Genomic DNA, 3123 nt, shown 5'->3' with positions numbered 1-3123 from the left:
AGAGATTTTATTTGCTTTGCTTCCCCTGCCGCTTCTAACTAGCAACTTAAGTTATATAGATACCCATCCGCGCCATTGGCAAAGCTCATGGTATCTAGAAGAGCCTAGTTCAGATTTAAGACGTGCCCTTTTAGAAGCACTTCCTCAAAATGTTTTGCAAGCCCAATGGTTATTGCGAGAATACGATGATGGAAATAAGCAACGGTTAATTCAACGTATTGGGTTTGACTGCATTTGCGAAGAATTGGAAGTAGAAGAGCTTGACTCTTTGCAAGAATCTAAACTGTTCAAAATTGAGGTGAATCAAGGCGAAGAGAACAATGTTGATAATAGTGAGGTTAAAGAAGACCCAATTATTCTGCTAAAAACAATTTCCTCAGCTACAGGTCAAGTCGAATTTGTTTGTATGCGATCTGATGTCACATCTGTACAAGAAGCACTTGAATGGTTAAGTTATGAGATAGGCCCAGATTGAGTGTGTACTCTACCTATGAAATCAGCAGGCTAATAATGCTGTTGCAACGGATTGTTGGTTCTGGCTCGTAAGGTGATAAAGCTGGCTTGCAACCGCTGAGCAGCAACGTTACGTGACGGGTAGGAGGATACCGTGAAGCGATCGCCGATTTTGGCAAAATCTATTCCAGCGTCAATGGGCAAGACAATCTATCCAGAGCCGTATGCTTCACTTGTCAAAGGTCGATTGAAACGCAAACTTGGCGAGTTCTTCAGGCTGACTAACTTTGGGGTCAATTTAACTCATCTTTCACCAGGCGCAATATCTGCCCTTGCTCACAGTCACTCGAAGCAGGATGAATTCATCTTTGTACTGGAAGGAACCCCAACTCTGGTTCTTGGAGAACAGGAATTCACTTTGAATCCTGGTGACTGCTATGGCTTTACAGCAGGTACAGGAATAGCCCATCAACTTATCAATCGGTCTGAAGAGGATGTGACATACCTGGAGATTGGCGGTTGCTTCGCAGTTGCGCTTTGCGCTAAACGCACAGAAGGAGATGAGGTCGAATACCCGAATGATGATCTTAAAGCAACACAATTGCCGAATGGCGAATGGGCTTTAACGTACAAAGATGGTCGCGCTTATTAAGAACACCCCATAGTCGGTTGGACTGGAGCGCGCAAAGCGTGATTCTTAGGCATCTTTGCAGTGCCATTCGCGCGCCTGATTAATCGGGGCGTTAGGCCGCGCTGCTCCACGTGGAGCGGCTACCGTGTACACACAAGTCGATGTCGCTTCGTTTGGGTCGCCTTCTGCCCCCTAAATCCCCCATGCTGGGAGACTTTGACAAAGAAAGATCTCTAGCGTCCGAAGAATGGTAACGGTTCAAAGTCCCCCAATTTTGGAGGATTTAGGGGGCGAAGGATCTCGGCAATGACTCATCGCTCGACTTGTGTGTACACGGTAGCGTGGAGCGGGAGAGGGCTAGGGTGAGGGGAAGAGGGATGGAGTCCGTGCGCCATGAGCCGCACCCAACCGCTTCGGCTCCACCTGCTGTTCAGTGTGCTGTTCCTGCGCTTGCATCACTTTGCGGAATCTTGCATCACTTTGCTGAATAAAGTACACAGCACTACACTATCCATCAATCCAGGATCCATCAACCCAGGAGGAACGATGAACACGTACAACCCCACGTACCGATTCGCCGTCGGCGTCGCGATCGCGGCAGCATTCATCCTCGTCTGGCTGAGCCTCGGCGTCGGCATCATCGGGAGGGATGGCGACCCTGCTAACCTGATGTACCTTGGGGTGCTCGCCGTCGGAATCATCGGTGCCTTCATTGCGCGCTTCCGGCCCCGTGGGATGGCCCGCGCGCTGTTCGCTACAGCGATCGCTCAGACGTTGGTAGCCGCGATCGCGCTGGTTGCCAGGTTGGGCGACCCGTGGAGCGGACCGCTAGAGCTTTCGGTTCTAAATGGGTTCTTCGTTGCGCTGTTCGCCGGATCGGCGTGGCTGTTTCGCCGTTCTGCGCATGGGCGACTCAGATAGGGCGTGGCCTAACAAAGCGATCGCTCCAACTTCACGATTGATCGCGCCAACTTCACGATTGATCGCGCCAACTTCACGATCGATCGCGTCAACTTCATGAGTGAACGCGTCAACTCGTCGATTGATCGCTCCAACTCGTCGATCGATCGCGGCAACTCGTCGATCGATCGCGCCAACTCGTCGATTGATCGCGGCAACTCGTCGATCGATCGCTCCAACTTCACGATCGATCGCGTCAACTGCACGAGTGAACGCGATCGCAACCTGAAAGATAAATAGTTCAGTCAAATGCCTTGAGTAGAAATACCAGAGAATTTTGGCTGCTTTGCTGGGTTGCTCAAAGTTTACTTATTTGTTCTCAGGGAAATTTCTGTTTGGATTCGTTAGATTTTGGCAGACAACCTTAGGAGAAATAAAACAATGACGCGTCCTAAACGTGGCTCTATGGTGGTGACTGAAGCGCAAAAACGGGCGGCTGGAATGCACGCCATCAGTGAAACGCTCGATTTTGGAGATGGGCTGAATTTAAACGCCTACGATAACAAGATTGCTTCACTCGATTCTCAAGTGTCTACTTACAACAACCTACTCGGTGCTTTGGATAAGCTAACGGGTGAAATTACATTGGCAGAGCAGGAGCTAAAGAGCTTCTCTGGCAAGATGTTGATGTGTGTGGCGGCTCGCTATGGCAAAACCAGTTGGGAGTATGGCGAAGCAGGAGGGTCTAATAATCCACAGCGTCGTAAGGCGGAAGGTAAGACGACTCCTGAGGAGACTGCACCTAGTTTGGCAAAGGCAGAAACGAATGGCAAGGCGACGAGTAAGACGGTGGAAGTAGAGGGATGAGGGATGAGGGATGAAGGATGAGGGATAAGAACGCTTGCGGCAACGCTTCGCAAGGAGGGATGAAGGACGAAAAAACAGGATTGCTTTGTTTCATCCCTCATCCTTCATCCCTACCTTCATGTTTACTCACAAAAATTGACCCCGATTGACTTGACGGCAGCTTGGTAAATCCTCTACGCTCACAAATTAAGTTGTCTCGTCCATTTCTGTGAAGCGAAGACAACGGTTGTCCAAAAATCTAGCGTCGTCCAAAGCTGTTGGAGCAGCAATGA

At 49.8% G+C, this 3123-nt stretch carries 5 protein-coding genes; 4 read left to right on the top strand and 1 reads right to left on the bottom strand.

Going from position 1 to position 3123, the window contains the following annotated elements; all coding sequences use genetic code 11:
- From AC5JLB_RS20595 to AC5JLB_RS20585, 3 genes are all read left to right on the top strand, one after another.
- A partial coding sequence (locus tag AC5JLB_RS20595) for a hypothetical protein (RefSeq protein WP_495875688.1) occupies positions 1-475 on the top strand: 475 nt, incomplete at its 5' end.
- Positions 476-607: 132 nt separating this feature from the next.
- The gene (locus AC5JLB_RS20590; protein WP_495875687.1) at positions 608-1105 is read left to right on the top strand and encodes a cupin domain-containing protein; all 498 of its coding nucleotides are present in this window, start codon (positions 608-610) and stop codon (positions 1103-1105) included.
- A gap of 372 nt (positions 1106-1477) precedes the next feature.
- Positions 1478-2005 carry a hypothetical protein gene (locus tag AC5JLB_RS20585; RefSeq protein ID WP_495875686.1) on the top strand — a complete coding sequence of 176 codons (528 nt, stop codon included), beginning with the start codon at positions 1478-1480 and terminating at the stop codon, positions 2003-2005.
- On the opposite strand, the gene AC5JLB_RS20580 is transcribed toward AC5JLB_RS20585, so the two are convergent.
- A complete protein-coding gene (locus AC5JLB_RS20580) occupies positions 1928-2293 on the bottom strand; it encodes a hypothetical protein (RefSeq protein ID WP_495875685.1) in 366 nt (121 codons plus the stop codon). The two genes, AC5JLB_RS20585 and AC5JLB_RS20580, sit on opposite strands and share 78 nt — an antisense overlap.
- Before the next feature lie 132 nt (positions 2294-2425).
- Here AC5JLB_RS20580 and AC5JLB_RS20575 point away from each other — a divergent pair, with 132 nt between their 5' ends.
- The gene (locus tag AC5JLB_RS20575) at positions 2426-2851 is read left to right on the top strand and encodes a hypothetical protein (RefSeq protein WP_495875684.1); all 426 of its coding nucleotides are present in this window, start codon (positions 2426-2428) and stop codon (positions 2849-2851) included.
- The last annotated feature ends 272 nt before the right edge of the window (positions 2852-3123 follow it).

The sequence above is a fragment of the Myxacorys chilensis genome (assembly GCF_059505265.1).
This window is presented reverse-complemented; position numbering and strand designations above follow the sequence as displayed.